The sequence below is a fragment of the Methylobacterium sp. AC832 genome (genome assembly GCF_979256025.1).
The window spans coordinates 1-269 of record NZ_CEEDMV010000048.1; the positions used below are offsets into that span (position 1 = coordinate 1).

Below are 269 nucleotides of genomic sequence, written 5' to 3' on the forward strand. Positions count from 1 at the left end.
GATCGAGGCCGAGTTCGCGCGGCTGCTGGGGCGTCCCCTCGACAGGAAGGGCTGAGGGCGGAGCCTACTCCGCCGCAGAGCGTGACGGAAAGCCCTTTCCGTCATTGGCCAGTGTGGCCGGCAGGGCGACTGTCCCCTCGGTGGGTTCGTCCTTCCGCCCGATGAAACGGCCGAAGAGTCGGACGAAAAGGCGAGACCGGTCGTCGACCAGGACGAAGATGGCCGGCACGAAGATCAGCGACAGGCCGGTCGAGACGATGAGGCCGCCG

1 protein-coding gene is annotated in these 269 nt (G+C 67.7%); it reads right to left on the reverse strand.

Features of this window, described 5'->3' with window-relative positions:
* Window positions 1–64 precede the first annotated feature (64 nt).
* The coding region (locus tag AC0IXR_RS25070; protein WP_471762597.1) for a hypothetical protein at window positions 65–269 on the reverse strand (205 nt) is incomplete at its 5' end.